Annotated in this window: 18 protein-coding genes; all 18 read right to left on the bottom strand. The window is 41.4% G+C overall.

The window, feature by feature from the left end:
* Positions 1-67 precede the first annotated feature (67 nt).
* On the bottom strand, positions 68-1,165 hold the full coding sequence (hisC, locus tag NSQ72_RS10080; RefSeq protein WP_341083965.1) for a histidinol-phosphate transaminase: 1,098 nt from the start codon (positions 1,163-1,165) through the stop codon (positions 68-70).
* 11 nt (positions 1,166-1,176) lie between these two features.
* A complete protein-coding gene (gene trpA, locus NSQ72_RS10085; protein ID WP_047203219.1) occupies positions 1,177-1,980 on the bottom strand; it encodes a tryptophan synthase subunit alpha in 804 nt (267 codons plus the stop codon).
* Entirely contained in the window at positions 1,973-3,175 is a 1,203-nt protein-coding gene (gene trpB / locus NSQ72_RS10090) for a tryptophan synthase subunit beta (protein WP_047203218.1), read from the bottom strand. The genes trpA and trpB overlap by 8 nt, the downstream gene beginning before the upstream one ends.
* A complete protein-coding gene (locus tag NSQ72_RS10095) occupies positions 3,156-3,824 on the bottom strand; it encodes a phosphoribosylanthranilate isomerase (RefSeq protein WP_341083966.1) in 669 nt (222 codons plus the stop codon). The genes trpB and NSQ72_RS10095 overlap by 20 nt, the downstream gene beginning before the upstream one ends.
* Positions 3,821-4,573 (bottom strand): indole-3-glycerol phosphate synthase TrpC, encoded by a 753-nt coding sequence (trpC, locus tag NSQ72_RS10100; RefSeq protein ID WP_064497532.1) that lies wholly within the window; start codon positions 4,571-4,573, stop codon positions 3,821-3,823. Before trpC ends, NSQ72_RS10095 begins: the two co-directional genes overlap by 4 nt.
* A complete protein-coding gene (gene trpD, locus NSQ72_RS10105) occupies positions 4,566-5,588 on the bottom strand; it encodes an anthranilate phosphoribosyltransferase (RefSeq protein ID WP_341083969.1) in 1,023 nt (340 codons plus the stop codon). The genes trpC and trpD overlap by 8 nt, the downstream gene beginning before the upstream one ends.
* A complete protein-coding gene (gene trpE / locus NSQ72_RS10110; RefSeq protein WP_064497534.1) occupies positions 5,560-7,107 on the bottom strand; it encodes an anthranilate synthase component I in 1,548 nt (515 codons plus the stop codon). Before trpE ends, trpD begins: the two co-directional genes overlap by 29 nt.
* 231 nt (positions 7,108-7,338) lie before the next feature.
* Positions 7,339-7,722 carry a chorismate mutase gene (gene aroH, locus NSQ72_RS10115; RefSeq protein WP_024422804.1) on the bottom strand — a complete coding sequence of 128 codons (384 nt, stop codon included), beginning with the start codon at positions 7,720-7,722 and terminating at the stop codon, positions 7,339-7,341.
* The gene (aroB, locus tag NSQ72_RS10120) at positions 7,719-8,810 is read right to left on the bottom strand and encodes a 3-dehydroquinate synthase (protein WP_341083970.1); all 1,092 of its coding nucleotides are present in this window, start codon (positions 8,808-8,810) and stop codon (positions 7,719-7,721) included. Before aroB ends, aroH begins: the two co-directional genes overlap by 4 nt.
* Entirely contained in the window at positions 8,810-9,982 is a 1,173-nt protein-coding gene (gene aroC, locus NSQ72_RS10125) for a chorismate synthase (protein ID WP_024422806.1), read from the bottom strand. Before aroC ends, aroB begins: the two co-directional genes overlap by 1 nt.
* Positions 9,983-10,056: 74 nt before the next feature.
* Positions 10,057-10,836: a CheR family methyltransferase gene (locus NSQ72_RS10130; RefSeq protein WP_039179563.1), complete on the bottom strand. Its 780-nt coding sequence runs from the start codon at positions 10,834-10,836 to the stop codon at positions 10,057-10,059.
* Positions 10,837-10,981: 145 nt separating this feature from the next.
* Positions 10,982-11,428 carry a nucleoside-diphosphate kinase gene (gene ndk, locus NSQ72_RS10135; protein ID WP_024422808.1) on the bottom strand — a complete coding sequence of 149 codons (447 nt, stop codon included), beginning with the start codon at positions 11,426-11,428 and terminating at the stop codon, positions 10,982-10,984.
* Between the two features lie 129 nt (positions 11,429-11,557).
* Complete coding sequence (hepT, locus tag NSQ72_RS10140; protein ID WP_041085904.1) at positions 11,558-12,520, bottom strand: heptaprenyl diphosphate synthase component II; 963 nt, start codon at positions 12,518-12,520, stop codon at positions 11,558-11,560.
* 24 nt (positions 12,521-12,544) lie between these two features.
* Positions 12,545-13,249 carry a demethylmenaquinone methyltransferase gene (locus tag NSQ72_RS10145; protein WP_024422810.1) on the bottom strand — a complete coding sequence of 235 codons (705 nt, stop codon included), beginning with the start codon at positions 13,247-13,249 and terminating at the stop codon, positions 12,545-12,547.
* Positions 13,250-13,252: 3 nt separating this feature from the next.
* Complete coding sequence (locus NSQ72_RS10150) at positions 13,253-14,020, bottom strand: heptaprenyl diphosphate synthase component 1 (RefSeq protein WP_041085908.1); 768 nt, start codon at positions 14,018-14,020, stop codon at positions 13,253-13,255.
* A 115-nt stretch (positions 14,021-14,135) separates the two neighbouring features.
* Positions 14,136-14,366 (bottom strand): trp RNA-binding attenuation protein MtrB, encoded by a 231-nt coding sequence (mtrB, locus tag NSQ72_RS10155; RefSeq protein ID WP_008344541.1) that lies wholly within the window; start codon positions 14,364-14,366, stop codon positions 14,136-14,138.
* Positions 14,367-14,390: 24 nt separating this feature from the next.
* Complete coding sequence (gene folE / locus NSQ72_RS10160) at positions 14,391-14,960, bottom strand: GTP cyclohydrolase I FolE (protein WP_003215789.1); 570 nt, start codon at positions 14,958-14,960, stop codon at positions 14,391-14,393.
* Between the two features lie 189 nt (positions 14,961-15,149).
* Positions 15,150-15,428, bottom strand: coding sequence for a non-specific DNA-binding protein Hbs (gene hbs, locus NSQ72_RS10165; protein WP_003215863.1), 279 nt, complete (start codon positions 15,426-15,428; stop codon positions 15,150-15,152).
* Between the last annotated feature and the right edge of the window lie 113 nt (positions 15,429-15,541).

A 15,541-nucleotide genomic window follows, 5' to 3' on the forward strand; every position in this document is an offset into this window, starting at 1 on the left:
TTATATGTATAGGAGGTTGGTACAATGAAAGCCATATCCTGCATTAGGATATGACTTTATGGTTATGCTACGCACGAATGCCTTGCAGTAAATCGGCAAGTGTACTTAGAATTTCTGCATTTTGCTCTTTTGTTCCGACGGTAATACGTAAAGAAGTCGGAAAACCAAGTGCTTTACCGGAACGAACAATGTAACCTTTTTTCAATAATGCATTGAACAATTCATCTGCATCTCGTTTAAAATCAATCAGCACAAAGTTTGTTTGAGATGGATAGATATATAGTCCAAAACGTTCAGCGAAATCTTGGTATTGCTTGAGACCTGCTTCATTTTTCTGTCTGCATGATTGAATGAAGTCTTGGTCTTTTATCGCTGCACGCGCAGCTGCCTGAGCGATACGGCTAGTATTAAACGGCTCTCTCGCTGGTTCAATGTCAGTAATCAGCTCTTCTGATGCAATCCCGTAGCCTACTCGAAGTGCTGCAAGTCCATACGCTTTAGAAAACGTTCGAAGTACAATGACATTTTGATAGGATTGTAATAAAGATAAACTGTCTGGAAAATCTTCTGCACGAACGTATTCAACATACGCTTCATCTAGTACAACAAGCACGTGAGCCGGCACTTCGTCTAAAAACGCCACAAGCTCAGATTCTGACAAATGATTTCCCGTCGGGTTATTTGGATTACATACCCAGACAACCTTCGTGTTTTCATCGATCGCATCCAGCATGCCCTTCAGATCGTGAGCTCCTCCGTCTAATAGAGGCACTTCTCGAATTTCAGCATGTTCAATCACTGCATTGTGACGGTATTGCGGAAAAGATGGAGATGGGATGACGGTATTTGTATGTTGATCAAGGAATGCTCTTGCAATAATTTGCACAAGTTCATCTGAGCCATTCCCGAAAATTAATTGCTTTTCACTTACTTGAAGAAATTCAGCCAGCTCCGTTCTTAAACTTGCGCTGTATCCATCTGGATAAATCGCTAAATGTTCGAGCTCGGCCTGTATCGCCTCTCTTGCATGTACGGAACATCCAAAAGGGTTTTCATTTGAAGCCAATTTCACAATTTTGTCTAATTGATATTCTTTTTTGACCTCTTCAATTGGTTTCCCAGGTTGATACGGTTTTAGCTGTTTTAATTGATCTTTGATTTGCAAAATGTTTCACCTCATTTGAATGAATAGAGGGGACTAAATGTTTTTGCATATGTTTCAAATTCTCTTAAAGCCTCTTGACGTGTATCACTTGCCAGCAATTGTTCTTGAAGCTCTTCAATTTTTTTCACAAGTGCACTGCCGACAACGACGCCGTCACTCAGTTTATTCATTGAGTCTACCTGCTCTCTTGTTGAGATGCCAAAACCGACCGCAACCGGTATGTGACTCAGCTGTTTCACTTGTTGAATAAAATCTGTAATTGACGCGTCAAAGGATTGTCTGACACCTGTTACACCAAGAGATGAAACACAATACACAAAACCTTCTGCCTGCTCTACAATGTTTACTAATCGTTCCTTGCTTGTTGGTGCAACGAGTGAAATATATGAAATGTCATGGGTTTGACAGTTCTTTTGCAGCTCGCTGCTCTCTTCAAACGGCAAGTCGGGTGTTAAGAGTCCCGAAATATGATTTTTGCGCAGTAAAGCGAAAAAGTATTCTGTGTCTAATTGTAACACAGGATTATAATACGTAAATAGAATTACAGGAATTTTTACACCGTTTTTTTTCATCTTCCCTGCTAATTCTATCGCTTTTACGATATTCATGCCATGATTTAGAGCTCTTTTGGAGGCTCTTTGAATGACAGGACCGTCCGCTAGTGGATCCGAATAAGGAACACCGAGTTCAATCGCATGTGCACCGGCTGCTTGAAGGGAGATAGCTAAATCAATCGTGATGTCTTCTGACGGATCTCCTGCTGTGATAAATGGGATGAATAATTTTTCATCTTGCTCTAATTGAAATCTAATCATTTTGTTTCCCCTCACTTTCAAGCACGTTCATTAATGTATGCACATCCTTATCGCCTCTTCCTGACAGGCAGACAAGAACGATTTCATCTTCATTCATCGTCTTGCTTACCTCAAACGCCTTGGCTAGCGCATGTGCAGATTCAATTGCTGGAAGTATTCCTTCTTTTTCAGTCAGCAGTTTTAGGGCATCTAGTGCTTCTTCATCTGTCGCACTCACATATTGAACCCGTCCGCTCGCATGTAAATAGGCGTGCTCTGGTCCAATTCCCGGATAATCTAAACCAGCGGAAATCGAATATGGCTCAATAATCTGGCCAAATTCGTCTTGGATTAAATAGGTCAAAGACCCATGGATCACACCTTTGGTTCCTTTCGTGATGGTTGCAGCATGGAGCGGCGTATCGATTCCTTTTCCAGCAGCTTCTACCCCAATGATATCTACCTCTTCATCTAAGAATGCCCGGTACATTCCAATGGCATTACTTCCGCCGCCAACACAGGCAATGACTTTATGAGGAAGTCTTCCTTCTTTTTCAAGCAACTGCTCTTTTGCTTCATCACCAATCATGCGCTGGAACTCGCTAACAATTTGAGGATACGGATGAGGGCCAACAACGGAGCCGATCATATAAAAATGATCACTGCAGTGCTGAACCCAATAGCGAATGGCTTCGTTTGTTGCATCTTTTAATGTACCATTTCCGCTTGTGACAGGTATGACTTCAGCGCCAAGCAGTTTCATTCGGAAGACATTGAGTGATTGTCTTTCCACATCTTCTTTTCCCATAAAGACCGTGCAGGATAACCCGAACTTTGCGGCCACCGTTGCAGCAGCTACTCCGTGCTGACCTGCGCCTGTTTCCGCGATGATGTTTGATTTCCCCATTTTTTTCGCAAGCAGGGCCTGCCCAAGCGCATTGTTAATTTTATGAGCACCTGTGTGGTTTAAATCTTCTCTTTTTAAATAGATCTTTGCGCCGCCGAGGTATGCTGAAATTTGGTCAGCATATGTAAGCGCAGTTGGTCTGCCTGAATAGTTTCGAAGTAGTGATACATATTCTGCTTGAAAAGCAGGATCTTCTTTTAATTCACGAAATGCCTGCTCGATTTCTGCAAGTGGCTGCATGAGCGTTTCCGGGACAAATTTCCCTCCGAATTCTCCGTATCTGCCAATTTCATTTGGATATGCGTACATCATTTAACATCCTTTCTTCGAGCGCTTCGATCTTAGCGCTGCTTTTCTTTCCGTTTTCTTCTATTCCGCTTGAAAGATCGATCGCTTCTGGACCATAGGCGAGCAGATCTACTATCGTTTCTGGTGTGATGCCGCCTGCAATTACGCAAGTCTTCTCCAGCCGTTTTGCATGTTTAACGTATAGAGGCACTGCCTCCCAAGCAAAAGCTGTTCCAGAGCCGCCTCTCATCCCTTTTACTTTCGCATCAATGAGGAAGCCATCGACAACAGGCGCAAATGACGTCATTTTTTCAAGCGTTCTTGTTACATCGGGCTCGTGATGGAACACTTTCCAAACGACAGCCCCTGTTTGTTGTTTGATTTCTTTTGCGTCATCCTGCGTTTCATCTCCATGAAGCTGTACGATATCTAAAGGTATCTGTTTTGTGATCTCGCGCACTCTTTGAATCTTTTCATTTACAAATACACCGGCAATCTTTTTCTTACACTTTGTTTGGGTGAGCCATTGTTTCACTTGATCTGGAAGGACTTGTCTTTTACTTGGAGCAAAAATAAATCCGATGGCATCTGCGTGAGATTGCGCAATACATTCCACATCTTCTTGTGATACTGCCCCGCAATATTTTACATAAGGCTTCATCCTGTTCATTCTCCAAACAATGTCTGAACGGCTTTTTCTTGTGATTGTTCTCTCATTAATGATTCTCCTACAAGGACTGCACCCGCTCCATGATTCTTCACAAAGGTTAGATCATCAAATGTTTGAATCCCGCTCTCACTCACTAGTAAGACCTCTTTTGGAACGAGGGGGGCGATCTCTTTTGTTTGTTCAACTGTTGTTGTAAATGTATTTAAATTCCGGTTGTTCACTCCAATGATTTCAGGAGTGAACAACTTTAAAATATTTTCCAGTGTATCTGCTGCATGTACTTCGACAAGGACATCAAGTCCATTCTCTTTCGCTTCAGCATAGAGCTCGTGCAGCTTTTGCGGCTCAAGTACTTCTCCAATTAATAAAATGGCATCTGCTCCTATACGTCTTGACTCTTCTACCTGTATGGAGTCAATGATGAAATCTTTTCTTAAAATTGGACGATCTACGTGTTTTTTAATGAGGGATAAGTATTCGTTTTTTCCTTGAAAGAATGGTTCATCCGTTAAAACAGATAAGCAATCAGCGTTGGATTTTTCGTAAGCTTTTGCTGTTTGTAAAGGATCAAAATTTGGTTGAATGATTCCTTTGGAAGGAGACGCCTTTTTCACCTCAGCAATTAGACCAATTGAGCGATGAGGATTCATGAGTGCTTCTTTAAATGATCGACTTTCAAAGTGTTCATCTACTGGTAACTGCAATGTTTGGACATGTTCTTTTTTGCGGGCAATGATTTGATTAAGCATAGATCTCTTCCTCTCTCGTTTTTTGTTTTAAACGAGCCAATTGTTCTTTGGCTGCGCCGTTTTTAATCGTTTCAATCGCTTTTAATGTTCCTGCCATGAGGTTTTCTGACTTCCCTGCGACATATAAAGCCGCTCCAGCATTCAGGGCTGTAATATGAAGCGGCGCCCCTACTGTTTGATGATTCAATATATTCTGAATCAATTTGGCGCTCTCTTCCGGTGATTGGACCTGAATATCTGATAAATATCCTTTTTGCAGCCCAAAGTCTTCTGGATTGAGTGTATATTCTGTCATGACATCTTTTTTGAGTTCAATCACATATGAATTTGCTGTAATCGTTAATTCATCAAGCCCATCTTCTCCGCAAACAAACAGCACATGTTCTGGCTCTAATGGCGCAAGGGCTTTTGCCATTAATTTTGCCTTTTCCTTTGAGTAGACGCCGATGATTTGCTTTTTGGCTTGCATTGGATGGCAAAGCGGGCCTAATAGATTAAATACCGTCCGGAAGCCGAGCTGCTTACGGACTGCGGCTACTTGTTTCATAGATGAATGATACAATGGTGCAAATAAAAAGCCCATGTTTTTCTCTTGTATTTGTCTTCTTGTTTCTTCCGGTGTGGATTGAATGTGAATCCCAAGACACTCTAGTACATCGGCACTCCCGCTTTTAGAAGAAACTGATCGGTTTCCGTGTTTTGCGATTTTGGCTCCAGCAGCGGAAGCGACAATGGCAGCGGCAGTTGATATATTAAAGGTGGAAAGTCCATCGCCTCCTGTGCCGCAAGTATCAACAACATCAAGCGATCGTTCCATTGGCGCCGCATTTTGCCGCATGGCTTTCACAAAACCCGTCATTTCTTCAGCGGTTTCTCCTCTATGCGCTAAAATGGAAAGACTTGCAGCGACTTCAGCATCTGTTAAAAAGCCGCTCATCATATCATGCATGAGTTTATTTGCTTCATTTTCTGATAGAAATCCTCCATTAACAAGAGCTGATAGTCGGTGATTCATCCTGCACACTCTCCTTTTCTGAGAAAATATGTTCCGCAAGCTGAATGGCTTTCAGAAGTGCTCCTGCCTTGTTGCAAGTCTCTTCCCATTCGTTTTCTGGGACAGAATCAGCCACAATGCCGGCGCCTGCTTGTATAGAAGCGGTCTGATTTTTGACGCTCATCGTACGAATGGTAATACAGGAGTCGATATTACCATCGAATCCAATATAAGCAATACAGCCGCCATACGTTTCCCTTGGCTCAGGCTCCATTTCATTTAATAATTGCATCGCTCTTATTTTCGGGGCACCTGTTAATGTGCCTGCTGGGAAAGCGGACATGAGCGCATCGACTGGATGTGTATCCCGCTTTAGCTTTCCTGTCACAATGGAGATAATGTGCATGACATGTGAAAAATTCACTACTTTTGTAAAGGTCGGTACGGACACACTGCCGTATTCTGCCACACGGCCTACATCATTTCTGGCAAGATCCACTAACATGTAATGCTCCGCTTTTTCCTTTTCATCTTCAAGCAGCTCTTTTGCTAGCTCAGCATCCTCTTCTCTTGTTCTTCCTCGTTTTCTTGTGCCTGCAATAGGATGAATTTCTAGATGCCCGTTTTTGGCATGGATTAATCGTTCTGGCGAGCTGCCGACTAAATCACGGTCTTTTAATTTCATAAAATACATATAAGGAGATGGATTCACAATCCGAAGCACGCGGTATAACTCAAATGAACTCACTGATACAGGGATATCAAATCGCTGCGAGAGGACGCCTTGGAAAATGTCACCCGCTCGAATGTATTCTTTGATTTTTTCTACGTCCTTTAAAAATTGCGCTTTTTCATAGGTTGACGTCACATGTTCAAAGGATGGCGGCTCGTTCATATTCCCTGTTAAAATCAGTTCTTTCATATCAGTCTTTGAATGGAGCTTGTGAATCATCTGTTCAAGCTGTTTTTGATTTTCTTTGTAAGCGCGTATTTTTTCGTCTTCTGCTTCATGTCCGGTTAGCTGGGTGTACTGGATAAAATGAACATGATTCGTTTCATGATCAAAGGCGATCATCGTTTGGCAGACAAATAATGTGCAATTATCTGCCAGCGATGCGTTTCGATGAGGCCTGACAGAAGGTTCAATGTTTGGAATCAGATCGTAGCTTAAGTACCCAACTGCCCCACCTGTAAATGGGATATCAATATTTGGCGCTTTGATTTGATATTGCTCTTTCATCCAATCCAGCAGTTCTTTCAGCTCTTGCTTTTGCATGACTTCCTGCCCCGAAGCGTCACGTGCAATGTATTTGTTTTGGTCATCATGCAAGGTTAAAAACGGGTGCAATCCAATGAAAGAATATCTCGACCAGCTGGAAGACTCATCTTTGCTTTCTAGCAAATACACAATATCTTGTTTGAGTTTTTCAACAATTTGAATCGGTGAGAGCGTATCGACTGTAATGGTTTCAACAATTGGGATCGTTTTGTAGGACTCACTGTCCTTTAAAAATTGGGTCAGGTTTGATTGGGAATTCATAAGCACACTCCTTAAATGGGATTAAGGAGAATGAGGGGACATATAGAGGGTTTGTATGAGTATACGAAATAAGCCTAAAAGAGGGTTGCTCTTTTAGGCAGTATGATTAAATAGAAGTATCGTATCTCTGCTCAACTCTACTCATCTCAACTACCCTAGTCTCATTCTCATCTTCTCTAAGCTTGCAATGCCGTTTACACCTGTGTGTAAACTTCGGCTGTTCATATCGTATTATAATTCCTTGTTTTTTGTCAACTGTAAATCAGGGCGAAGCGTCACAGCTTCTTCCAAGTACACATGCTGTATGTCTTCCTGCTTTGTATCTGTCTGGACAGTCATTAAGACACGAATACATTGCTTTAAACCGCCATCAATGTCTAGTTCCTGCATGCAAGTAACCGGTACATATGTCCAGCCTTCAAACTGACGAAGTGCTTTTGCCGGAAAAACGGAGTGAATATCTTGTGTAGCTGAAATCAAGATCTGCACGACACGTTCTGGATCTACTTGGTTTCTTGAAATAATCGCTTCTAACAGCTGTTTCGTTTTGTTTAACACTTCAGTTTCTGTATCTTCTATCACAGTTGTAGCCCCACGTATCCCGCGAAACATCATAGACATCCCTCCTCCCGTTTCCATTCTTCGAGCCAGTAGTGCAGCTCATCTTTTGTGAAAGACTGTAAGGTGACGTCTCCAACCTGTTTTAATAAAACAAATTGAACACTGCCGCCTCTTGCTTTTTTATCACCAATCATCCGGTCAACAAATGTTTTCGTTGAAATATCTGGTGTAACTTGTACAGGGAATCCAAGCTCTTGCATCCACTCTTTTAGTTCCAAACGATTAAGGCTGAGCCCCAGCTGCTTTTCGCTCACATACAGCGCAAACTGCATGCCGATTGCAATGGCATCTCCGTGCGTGATGGCGCCGTATCCGTATTCTGCTTCGATGGCATGCCCCAGTGTATGGCCTAAATTCAAAAATGCACGCACGCCTTGTTCTTTTTCATCTTCTTGAACAATTGACGCTTTGACTTGAATACCTTGATACAGCATGTGTGCCAGCTCACTCTTTGATAAATCCGGCAAAGAACGAATGGACATTAGTTCTGATAAAAAGTCTTCACTAGAAATCAATGCATGTTTGATGACTTCTGCAAAGCCTGATCTTCGTTCAATTTGAGATAGAGTCTCAAGCATACTAGTATCATAGATCACAGCTTTCGGCTGATGAAACGCACCGATTAAATTTTTACCGAGCGGATGGTTGATCCCTGTTTTCCCACCAACTGCACTATCATGTGCCAGCAGCGTCGTCGGAATTTGGATAAAGTCAATGCCTCTCATATAAGTGGCAGCAGCAAAGCCAGCCAAATCTCCAATCACGCCGCCTCCCAGCGCAATGATGCAGGAGGAACGATCAAGCTGAAATTGAATGGCTTTCGTATGAATATGCTCAAATTCGGCAAAGGATTTTGACTGCTCTCCGCTTGGCACAACCACTTTGTTCACAGGCCACTTCTCTTGAAGTAAGCGAACCATTTCATCACCATAAATGGCATCAACAGCTGTATCTGTGACGATTAAGAGCTTCGTATAGGAATGCCCAGTGGAAGTTATCAAGTCGACGATATTGCGTTTAATCCCATCACCGATAAATACAGGATAAGTGGCTAAAGACGTCTTAACTTCCAGTGTTTTCATTAAAATTCCCTCTGAAGCTGGCGCATTTTTTCAACATTTTCTTTAATGCGGTCGATTTGGTCAAGGCCAAACTGCTCCACAACTGCATTGGCAATTTCCCATGCCACGACTGCTTCTGCAACAACACTTGCGGCAGGAACAGCGCAGCTGTCAGAACGTTCAATACTTGCTGAGAAAGGTTCTTTTGTTTCAATGTCAACGCTTTGAAGCGGCTTATAAAGCGTTGGGATTGGTTTCATAACCCCTCTTACGACAATTGGCATACCAGTTGACATTCCGCCTTCAAGACCACCTAGGCGGTTTGTTTTTCTCGTATAGCCCTTTTCTTCATCCCAGATGATTTCATCATGGACCTCACTGCCATTTTTAGAGGCTGCCTCGAAGCCAATACCGAATTCAACCCCTTTAAAAGCGTTGATACTAAGTACAGCGCCTGCAAGCTTGCTGTCCAATTTACGGTCGTAATGAACATAGCTGCCCACCCCAACCGGCATTCCTTCAACGATGACTTCAACAATTCCGCCAATTGAATCGCCGTTTTTCTTCGCTTCATCAATTGCATCCATCATTTTCTGACCTGCTTCACTGTCATAGCATCGAACAGGTGATTCTTCTGTTACCTTTTGCAAATCTTCAATAGACTCATATGCTGTATGAGCTGCTTTCACTCCGCCAATTTCAAGAACGTGGCCAGCTACTTTAATCCCTAGATGCGCCAAGATTTGTTTGGCAACTGCGCCTGCTGCTACGCGAACAGTTGTCTCGCGGGCTGACGAGCGCTCTAATACGTTTCTCATATCACGGTGTCCGTATTTAATCGCACCATTTAAATCCGCATGTCCTGGTCTTGGACGAGAGATTTGACGCTTCATTTCACTTTCTTCTTCTTCTGTGATCGGCTCTGCCCCCATCACCTTTGTCCAGTGCTTCCAGTCGTTATTTTCAACAACAAGAGCGATTGGCGAACCTAATGTTCTCCCGTGGCGAACGCCACTTAACACTTTTGCCTGGTCTTTTTCGATCTGCATTCTTCTTCCTCGGCCATGACCCTTTTGTCTTCTAGCCAATTCATAATTGATGTCATCCTGCTCTATGTAAAGTCCTGCTGGAACTCCTTCAATAATTGTGGTTAATTGTGGACCATGTGATTCACCTGCTGTTAAGTACCTCATTGACTTAATCTCCCTTCATCGCATTAACGCTTTTAAGTAAAAATATAATAACACACTTGCTACTAAAAAGTCAGCTACATACCCTTCTTTTGATAAAAGAAAGTATCAGCAGATGTCAGTCCAAACTTTTCTGGGTGAAAAATTTGCTCTGTAGAACCAACAAATAATACGCCATTTTGTTTTAAACTACTGCTCATTTTCAAGTAAATTTCTTCTTTCGCCTCTTCAGTAAAATAAATCAGTACATTTCGGCAAACGATAAGGTCAAGCTGTTTTTCATATGGATCAGCTAAAAGATTGTGCTTCTTAAATTGAATATGCTTTCGAACCTCATTTTTCACAGTGTAAAATGAGGAATCTTCTTTTGTGAAATACTTTTGCTTGATATGATCTGGTACCTCTTGCAGAGAGCGTTCATGATATCTGCCTTTTTGAGCTGACTGCAGAACTTTATCATCAATGTCAGTTGCAATAATTTGAAAATCTTTCACAAGAGGATGGCTTGACAGCAGCATAGAGAGTGTATATGGCTCTTCTCCTGTCGAACATGCTGCGCTCCAAATCTTTAAGGTGCCGCCATTTTTCGAAAGCAGCGGCAGGATTTTTTGATCAAGTACTTCCCAGCGCTGATAGTTTCGGTAAAATTCTGACACATTAATTGTCATGCGGTCCATCGTCTCATCTAATAGTGCTCTGTCCTTTTCAAGCGCGGCCGCGAATGCTTCGAAATCTTTAAATCCTTTTTTATCATAAAGTGATGTTAATCTTCGTTTCATTTGTGCTTCTTTATATAAATTCAGATCAACCCCGGTTAGTTTTTTCCATTTTCCAACAAATACTTGATATGGATCCATCAATGTCCTCTCCTGTCTCATCTATCTTTGTCCTAGTATAGCTGTTTTTATCGAAAATTTGTATCTTCTCATACGAAATTTCGTGTAGAAAGTTCAATATAAAAAAAGCCAAAGTGCTCATTGAATGAACACCTTGGCTTGAACCTTAATAAATCCAGCTTGAGATGGTTTGATCCCAGCTTGTGAGTTCTTCTTGTTTGAAGAATAAGTTAATTTCTCTTTCAGCACTTTCTGGTGAGTCTGACCCATGAATAATGTTTTTCCCAACAGTCAATCCATAGTCTCCTCTTATTGTCCCTGGAAGCGCTTCCTTTGGATTTGTTTTGCCGATAATTTGTCTTGTTACGTCTACTACCTGTTCACCTTGCCATACCATTGCAAATACAGGTCCTGACGTAATAAAGTCAACCAATTCTCCGAAAAATGGTTTTTCTTTATGCTCTCCGTAATGTGTTTCTGCTACTTCCTTTGGAATACTCATTAGTTTTGCACCAACAAGCTGAAGCCCCTTTTTTTCGAATCTTGACACAATGTCACCGATTAATTGTCTTTCCACACCATCAGGTTTGACCATAAGAAATGTTTTGTCCATATACGTTTTCCACCCCGTCGTTATGTATGTATAGGCTTACATTGTTACAAAGTGATCGTATCATTTTTTTTTATAATAATCAATTTTTGACAAAAAATTTCACAAAAAAACCAATCAACATAACGTTGATTAGAATTTTCGTTTCCCAATATATTTTGCAATGGAGGCGAGTGACGTTCTCGCTCGTCCTCGAGGAAGTTTGTCGAGCTGTTCAAAAGCTTTTTTCAAATACATTTCACTCACTCGAATCGAGCGGTCGATCGCATCTGTTTGTTTGAGGCTTTCAATGACAGGCTTCAGCTGCTTCTCCGTCGTTTCACTATTGATCAGCTTCAATTGACCTTCTAGTGTCGGATTTTTCAGTGCATATAAAACTGGGAGTGTGACATTTCCTTGTAAAAGATCTCCTCCAACAGGCTTGCCCAGCTCTTCTTCTGTTGATGTGAAATCAAGGACATCATCAATGATCTGATAAGACATGCCGACATAGTATCCAAACCAATAGAGGGCTTTATGTGTTTTTTCATCTGTACCTGCTGCAATAGCGCCTAATTGACAGCTGCCAGCAATAAGCAAGGCTGTTTTTCGTTTGATTCTTCTTAAATATGTACGCAGGTTCTGTTCCATATTATATTTATCTTTCACTTGCTCTATTTCACCAAGACAGAGCTCAACGACCATTTTTGACAAAATTTCATGTGCCATTGGGTGATTGATTTTTGTCATGTATTCAAGTGATCTCGCAAACATATAATCCCCTGTGTACATGGCAATTCTGTTATCCCATTTTGCCTTTATCGTTGGTTTACCTCTTCTCAGCTCTGCATCATCAATCACATCATCGTGAACGAGTGATGCCATATGAATTAGCTCGAGGGCAACGGCAACATACTTTATTTTATTAATGTCATAGTCACCAAACATGCCTGAAAGGAGAACAAAAACGGGGCGGATTCGTTTTCCGCCCGCTTGCAGCAAATGAAGACCTGCTTCACTTAATAATGCATAATCAGAGCGAACTGTTTGTTCAAGCTCTTTTTCAATTATATCAATATCATGATTTAAAAAAGAGATCATTGCTTTTAGTTTCATTATCTTCACCCAAATATCGTTTATTCAAAGCTTCTTTCCGATATGTGTTGCTGCTACACCGCCTGTAAATGGATGATACGAGACATCAGACAATCCGGCCTCTTCAAACAGAGCCGCCAGCTCTTTCATGCCAGGGAATGTTTTGGCTGATTCTTGAAGCCATGAATACTCCTGATAACTTTTGGCAAACAGTTTACCAAAGAGCGGCATAATGTATTTGAAGTAGATGTAATAGCCCTGCTTAAAGCCGATCATCTCAGGCTGTGATGTCTCAAGACAAACAACCATTCCGCCGGGCTTCACTACTCGTGTCATTTCCTTTAGCACCGTTAAATAATCAGGGACGTTTCGAAGTCCAAAACCGATGGTGACATAATCAAATGAGTTGTCCTCAAAAGGAAGCTCCATCGCATTGCCGTGAAGCAATTCAATCTGTTTGTAGCCCCCAGTCTTCACCTTCGTTTCTCCAACACTTAGCATGTTTTTACTGAAATCAAGGCCTTTGACCTCGCCTTTTTCGCCAACAGCATCTGCAAGCGCAATTGTCCAATCGGCTGTCCCGCAGCATACATCTAATGCTTTAGAGCCTTTTTGCACATTCATGAGCTTCATTGTTTTATCACGCCATTTTTTATGCTGTTTAAAGCTGATGACAGAGTTCATTTGATCATAGTTTTTGTAAATTTTTTCAAACACACCGTGTACTCGCTGTTCTTTTGATTGCTGCATGACTTACCCTTCTTCCACTTTCTGATGGTACGCAGGCTCATTTTTCATATGATCCAAGCGATTTAATAGCTCTTTTTGAACGACCGGAGATGAAACAAGATGCTCCTTGATCGGCCGTTTGGCCTTTTCATAGCCTTCATTCTCAAAGTTGTCAAAACATGAATAGGCGTCCGTATAACTATCGTTCAAAAAAAGTTTTAAATGTTTGTCATTTTCTGCTTGTTTCATGAAACGTTTATAAACAAGAAAACGACTTGCAATCTCATTCCAATGCGTTAATTGAAAATGCTCAGAAATCCTTTGGAAAAGCGCAGATTCAACTGTAGCTACACTTTTGTAAAAGTGCGCTGCATCTTGTATGGACCGGTCATACAGTCTAATTTTATGTTCATTGATCTCTTTGATCGCCGTAGCGAGCGTGCGGATCATATAAATGTCTTTCATGTCAGAGAGAAGAGAATAATAGAGACCGCTGAAATAGTCTCCTGCCAGGATGGTCAGCTGACGATTTTTGAATTCGTCTTGCTTGATGGCTGCAGCAGTTGTGACTTCGTCATGGGTATCAAGGGCAATTTGCACAAGCATCGCCGTTAAAATATAATTTTCTTTTTTCTCTGCATCAATTTGAGCTTCATCAAACATTGCATGAAAAAGAAGGAGCTTATCTTCATCGATGAGTGGCGCGCGTAAATGCTTCGCCAAATAAGGATGAGAAAGCTTTTTATTTAATTTTATATTTAGATTAGATAAAATTCCGTAGATGTCTTGCAAAGATATCACCCTTGTCCCAAAAATTACAGTTTCATATGTAGACCTGCACATTGTATAGAGATTTATTATACCATATCAGCTCTCACTTTTATGCTATCAAGTGCATACAAGTTCTTTATTTCTTTGCTTCGCTTTGAATTTCACCGAAGCTTGTTTGAATGACAGCATCGCCTCTTACTTTGATCGCTGATGTATGCTCAGTAAATTGTGCAATGATCACTTCACCTTTATCGAGCTTCTCAGAATGGTGAAATCTTGTATCAGAGCCTCTTGTTAGGCCGATGACGTTTACACCATTATCAATGGCTTTAATCACCACAAAATCAGATGCTTTATTTTCACTCATTTTGTTCACCGTCCATCTATTGAATTAGTCGTTTTTAATAAAGGAAAGCACTTCTGCTCTTGCGGCTGCATCATTTGCAAACGTGCCGCGTACTGCTGAGGTCACTGTTTTAGCGCCTGGCTTTTTCACTCCGCGCATCGTCATACACATATGCTCTGCTTCAACGACAATCATCACGCCATGCGGATTAAGTGTTTCCACCATACTATCTGCAATAGTTGATGTAATGCGTTCCTGAAGCTGCGGGCGTTTTGCCACGGCTTCGACTGCTCTTGCCAGCTTGCTAAGTCCCGTTACTTTTCCGCCGCGCGGAATATAAGCAACGTGGGCTTTCCCGTAGAAAGGCACGAGGTGGTGTTCACACATTGAATGGAAAGCAATATCTTTTACAAGGACGAGTTCTTCGTGGTCTTCGCCAAAAATGGTTTTAAAATGTTCTTTTGGATCTTCATTTAATCCTGAAAACACTTCTTCATACATTTTTGCGACTCGTTTTGGGGTATCGAGAAGTCCTTCACGATCTGGATCTTCTCCGATTGCTTTTAATATATCGCGTACTGCGTGTTCGATTAATTCTTTATTTATTTCACTCATGTATTATATCCTCCAAAGGCGATTACATTTCATTCAGATTCTAGCACACTTCAGATCCTAAAAGCAAAGGAGAGCGTTCTAAACGAACCTTTTGATTCAAAAGGAAAAGCCCCTTATGAAAGGGGCTTTTCTAGACCAGTGTGAAACTGTATATGTATAACTCCTTCACAGGATCATTACACATAACGATTATTTACCTGCCACCGCGTCTTTAAGTGCTTTACCTGGTTTGAAAGCAGGTACTTTGCTTGCAGGGATTTCGATCTCTGCACCAGTTTGTGGGTTACGTCCTTTACGAGCTGAACGCTCACGTACTTCAAAGTTACCAAAACCAATAAGTTGGATTTTGTCACCATTTTTAAGTGCATCTAAAATTGTATCAAAAACAGAATCAACTGCTTTTGTCGCGTCTTTTTTAGATAACTCGCTTGCTTCAGCAACCGCGTTAATAAGTTCTGTCTTGTTCATGCCTTTCACCTCCTCCCAAAAATATGCATTCAATAGATTGTTATCATTTCTTCACAATTCATCTTCTTTCTATACCCTTTTTCAGAAAAAAAGAGCGTCTAGAAAGCGTTATA

Source organism: Bacillus sp. FSL R5-0659 (assembly GCF_038008785.1).
GTDB lineage: Bacteria > Bacillota > Bacilli > Bacillales > Bacillaceae > Bacillus > Bacillus safensis.